Origin of the sequence: Eudoraea sp. (genome assembly GCF_049665975.1) — a bacterium.
GTDB lineage: Bacteria > Bacteroidota > Bacteroidia > Flavobacteriales > Flavobacteriaceae > Eudoraea.
In genome coordinates, this window is sequence record NZ_JBATGR010000078.1 from 1 (window position 1) to 5,033 (window position 5,033).

At 40.4% G+C, this 5,033-nt stretch carries 6 protein-coding genes; 3 read left to right on the forward strand and 3 right to left on the reverse strand.

What is annotated here, in order from left to right; genetic code table 11:
• On the forward strand, positions 1-317 hold a 317-nt coding region (locus WBN20_RS03370), incomplete at its 5' end, for a PfkB family carbohydrate kinase (RefSeq protein ID WP_424280695.1).
• A 795-nt stretch (positions 318-1,112) separates the two neighbouring features.
• Here the strand turns inward: WBN20_RS03370 and WBN20_RS03375 are convergent.
• Positions 1,113-1,520 (reverse strand): hypothetical protein, encoded by a 408-nt coding sequence (locus tag WBN20_RS03375; protein ID WP_424271494.1) that lies wholly within the window; start codon positions 1,518-1,520, stop codon positions 1,113-1,115.
• 152 nt (positions 1,521-1,672) lie between these two features.
• Here WBN20_RS03375 and ftsH point away from each other — a divergent pair, with 152 nt between their 5' ends.
• The gene (ftsH, locus tag WBN20_RS03380; RefSeq protein ID WP_424271493.1) at positions 1,673-3,643 is read left to right on the forward strand and encodes an ATP-dependent zinc metalloprotease FtsH; all 1,971 of its coding nucleotides are present in this window, start codon (positions 1,673-1,675) and stop codon (positions 3,641-3,643) included.
• A 39-nt stretch (positions 3,644-3,682) separates the two neighbouring features.
• A complete protein-coding gene (locus WBN20_RS03385) occupies positions 3,683-4,084 on the forward strand; it encodes a hypothetical protein (protein ID WP_424280696.1) in 402 nt (133 codons plus the stop codon).
• A gap of 266 nt (positions 4,085-4,350) precedes the next feature.
• Here the strand turns inward: WBN20_RS03385 and WBN20_RS03390 are convergent, their stop codons facing one another.
• The gene (locus WBN20_RS03390; RefSeq protein ID WP_424280697.1) at positions 4,351-4,749 is read right to left on the reverse strand and encodes a hypothetical protein; all 399 of its coding nucleotides are present in this window, start codon (positions 4,747-4,749) and stop codon (positions 4,351-4,353) included.
• An 11-nt stretch (positions 4,750-4,760) separates the two neighbouring features.
• The coding region (locus WBN20_RS03395) for a sigma factor-like helix-turn-helix DNA-binding protein (protein WP_424280698.1) at positions 4,761-5,033 on the reverse strand (273 nt) is incomplete at its 5' end.

The following is a 5,033-nucleotide window of genomic DNA, read 5'->3' on the forward strand; positions in this document are numbered from 1 at the left end:
GTAAAGTACTGGTGGTTTCCTTAGGTGCGAAAGGTGCATTATGGGCGACCAAAAATGAAATAGAATATATTCCCGCCCCTACGGTACATCAAAAAAGTACCATTGGCGCAGGCGACAGTATGGTGGCTGGTATGGTATTCTGCCTATCCCATGGAAAATCATTAGGGGAAGCCGTAAAATATGGCGTAGCATGTGGTACGGCCGCTACGCTTCATCCTGGCACACAACTTTGTAATAAGGAAGATGCGGATAATCTTTATGTGTGGATAGAAAATAATAGTGTTAAAAAAACGAAAAAAATCCCCAAACTGATCTAGGTCATTTGGAACTAGAAATTGATCTTTTATTTTTGTCTCTTATTTAAGAATAATAAAGTTCATTGAAAAATTTACAAGCCTTACTCGGGGGGGTTAGGCTTGACAGGATGGAAGAGGCATGACGCTCCTTTAGACCATTTGAACCACGATAAGGTTTAGCGATAAATTTTGTTGAGGTCAGTGTAAGCGGTAATCGGATCAGAAAGCATCTTCCGGGAAACCGGAACATTTGGGTGTTCCGGTTTCTTTTTTAAAAAAATAGTATTGAACTGACGAAGGTCATGTTAAACCTGGATATCATTCCTTAGTTTGGCATCTTAGCTGAATGGAATAGTTCTTTGAAAACGAAGTCTGAACGACTTCTGCATATCATAAATAACACTAAACTTATTATTCGTGGGGAGTAATAAGGTCTAGTAAAAGAAGGTGTCGAAAATGCCCCATGCCGTGTGGTTTTAGCTATGGCCTAGCAATAGGTTTCACTCAAAATTACGCAAAGCGGTCAAAGGTGGTTTTTACACTTTCTTGGAAACTGGAACATGCAAATGTTCCAGTTTCTTTAAAGTATTGATCGGCATCATTGCAAAATGGTAAAGGTCATAGTAAAGGAAACGGATGCAGTTGGTACTCCAATCGATCGTTTAGGTCGTTTTAGCAATAAAATGGTTTAAGAGATTGATAAAAAAGTGTTGATGAATCCCCATTCTTTATGAAAAACAGGAAGTTTCGGCTTCCTGTTTTTTTTTTGACATTAATATAATGGCTTTTTATTAATTCGACAGTTATAAAACCATTTCATTTACCTGTGTTTCTGTTGCTTCCCGGCGTATTCCTATTGCTCCTGCCCCGATTGGAATTATTCTCGTCATGGTACCTCCGAATGTTATCCTCATTGTAATTTTGGATCCGCTCATATCGGGATCGTCTTAAATCGATGCTTTGGTAACGCGGTGGCAAAACGTTTCGCCGCACCCAAAGATCTCCGTCTAAATACAGATAGGTTCTTGCCGACAGATCATAGTAAATCATGTATTCGGGAAAATAGACATAGCGCACCACCTCTACCCGGTTTGGATAAAACCAGGGCGGCGGCGGATTGTTGGGCCTGGAAGTAACTACAACTGGTCCACATCTTGCCAATAACAATAAAACGATGACTATAATAAATAGTATTCCTGATTTAAATAGCGCTCTGTTTTCCATCACTTTTAATTTCAATAACAAATTAAAGCGAGAATAGAGAAATTGGAAATGACCTACATCATATTAGAATACCTGCATTTAGAATAATTTTGCGATAGTTCTGCGGGAAGATACCAAAGAAGCATTATATCAATGTGCAGTTTAAGAAATGAATGAAGCAAGTGTCTAATAAAAATAACAAAGGAAAATCCAAAACTTCGGGAAGCAATAAAAACTACCCCAAACCGCCCTATGGGGGATACGGTTTCAATTGGCTCTACTTTTTGTTCTTCGGACTATTATTATGGTTTTCAATTCTTTCCAATCCTGTTTCCGGCACTAAAGAAATCAATTGGTCTTTTTTGCAAGACACTCTTTTGGCACAACAGGAGGTGGCAAAAATTGTGGTAGTAAACAAAGAATTCGCGGAAATCCATATCAAAAAAGACCGCTTGGGCGACCCAATGCACAAAGAGGTTAGTGAAAAATTGTTCAGTGCTGAAGTAGGGCCACAATACCGCATGACCATCGGATCGGTAGAGACTTTTGAGGACAAATTACAACGGGCCCAAGAAGATTTTTCCCCTTCAGAAAAAATAAATGTACAATATGAGTCCCGTACCAGTTTGATAGGTATTCTGTCCTGGCTTTTGCCCTTTGGGATTATCATTTTGTTCTGGCTATTCATGCTACGGAGAATGGGTGGCAGAGGTGCAGGTGGAAATCCGCTCTTCAATTTCGGGAAATCAACACCCCATGTTTCGGAAAAAGACACCAAAAGCTCAGCAAGCTTTAAAGATATTGCAGGTTTAAAAGAGGCCAAGTTAGAAGTCATGGAAGTGGTGGATTTTCTAAAAAATCCCGAAACCTATACGAAGCTCGGGGCCAAAATACCCAAAGGGGTATTGTTGGTAGGTCCTCCCGGAACAGGAAAGACCTTAATGGCCAGAGCCGTTGCGGGCGAGGCTCAGGTTCCCTTTTTCTCCATGTCGGGATCCGAATTTGTAGAAATGTTTGTGGGTGTGGGAGCCTCCAGAGTACGCGACCTATTTAAAAAGGCCAAAGAAAAAGCACCGAGTATCATATTTATCGATGAAATAGATGCCGTGGGTCGCTCCCGTGGCAAAGTCAATGCGTTCCAGGCCAATGATGAACGAGAAAGCACTTTGAACCAGCTGCTTACGGAACTTGACGGCTTCGGCCCCAATACAGGAGTTATCGTACTGGCTGCCACCAACCGTCCTGATGTGCTGGACAAGGCTCTGCTGCGCCCTGGAAGGTTCGACCGCCATATTTATCTTGAACTGCCCACCAAAGAGGAACGGAAAGAAATTTTTGGTGTACACCTGCGTCCACTAAAACTTTCAAAAAATGTAGATGTGGAACTGCTGGCCAAATTGAGTCCAGGTTTTTCAGGGGCCGACATCGCCAATATCTGTAATGAAGCTGCACTGATCGCGGCCCGAAAGAAAAAAAAGACAGTAGAACAAGAAGATTTTTTGGATGCCCGTGATCGGGTCATCGGTGGTATGGAACGCAAAAGCAAGATTATCTCGCCCAAAGAAAAAGAAATCGTGGCACATCACGAGGCAGGGCACGCCGTGGTCAGTTGGTACCTTAAAAATGTAGATTCTTTGGTTAAGGTGTCCATCATTCCGCGAGGGAAATCTTTAGGTGCCGCCTGGTACCTGCCCGAAGAAAGGCAAATTGTGACAAAATCGCAATTTATGGACCAGATTTGTGCCTCCTTAGGTGGCCGTGCCGCCGAGGATATTATTTTTAATGAGCCATCCTCAGGAGCTTTGGATGATTTAGAAAAAGTAACGAAACAAGCTTATACCATGGTAGCCTACTATGGTCTGGATGAGGAGATAGGCCCTATCAGTTTCTACGACTCCTCTGGACAAAATGAACGGCTATTGGGGAAACCCTATAGCGAAAATATGGCGCAGCAGATAGACAAGGAAGTAAAGGAGCTAGTGACTACGGCCTATGAAAGAACAAAAAACTTACTGTTGAAACATCGTGAAGAACTGGAAAAACTAGCGCAGCTCCTCTTAAAACAAGAAGTGGTTGAAAAAGAGGATCTGGAGAAGATATTGGGAAAAAGAGGTGTAAAAAAACTGGTAGAGAGCGAGGAATGAAATTATAGAACTGAATAAACTAATAAAAATAAAGTCATCATGGAAAAAACACAAAAACCGGAAGAAGTACTCTTTAATGAAGACCTACATTTTGAACACCGACAATGGGGCTCCGAACTTGCATTTTGGGAAGACGAGTTAAAATCTTTTAAAAACAGGCTAAGTGAACTTGTAAATCGATGGACCGATAACAACGTATTGGCGCAATTGGAACATTATCAAAATGAATTTATCCTGCATGGTAGGGTCATAGACGATTTGCAGGAAACTATTGAGCAACATGAGATTAGTATAGCGGCCCAGACAAAAACAGGACAAGATGCTTTGGATACCATACTCGTTAAAAAACATCTGGAATTCAGAAACCGTATGGAGACCCAACGACAGATCTATGCAGATTTGAAAAAAGAATTTTTTAGATTTCTTTCAAGGTATATGTAGCAATATCGTGCTAAAAAAGAGCTGTTTATCAGGCCATTTTCTCTTAAAGATATAAATGGCCATAAACTGTTTTTGGATAGAGACCTATTTAAAGTAAAGACAAGGACATTCTTTATAAGCGGATTTAAAGTTTATAAATATCATGCGTGTTTTCTATAAATCGAGGGAATGCTTTCCGTTGTCCCGTATTCTTTTATGGAAATGTTAATTTCCATAGTCATTCCTTATAAATTTATTTGCCGGTTTCTACTTCTTCGACCTTAAGTTCAAAGTTTTTTGACATACCCAAAGACCATTTTTTTAAACTCACGGAATTCGTTCGTAAAAAGTTGCATACGTTTCTTTAGGTTTTTATGCCTATCTCTGTAATCAGCATCCGCAATTCCTTTTTCGCCTTTTTCTAAACGGGCCAATATTTTTTCATGACTGATAATATCGTCCGCCAGATAATTGAAGAGATTCTCATGGATTTTGTCCAGATTGATTAGCATTTTCCCATATTCCATTTCCCCGCCATCTTTATTGCGTAACAGATCTGCGAAGAACCTGGTCTCGTGTTTCCAGAAGGCAACGGTCTCTAACCATTCCATACTCTCTCTATGTAGAATGTCTAAGCCTACACCCAATAAAAAATCTGTGCCTTTTTTTAATGCTTTTGTGTTCATGATGGTAGTAATTATTGACTTATTCCTTCGTACCTATTATAAAAACTGGTTTTGAGTGCCTTACGGGCATCTTCTAAAAGTTGTTTCACTTCTTGTAGACTTTGATTTACTATTTCTGCAATTTCTTCGACATTAAAATGGTGTTCTGTTGCAAGCTCATAGACCCTGCGCATAGGTAGCGGCAAATGGTACAATACCATTTCGGAATGCTTCCTGATATTCTCTTCGCCCCACTCCCTGTCTAGTTTGGCAATCATTTCATTATTGTCATCTTCCACAAAAAC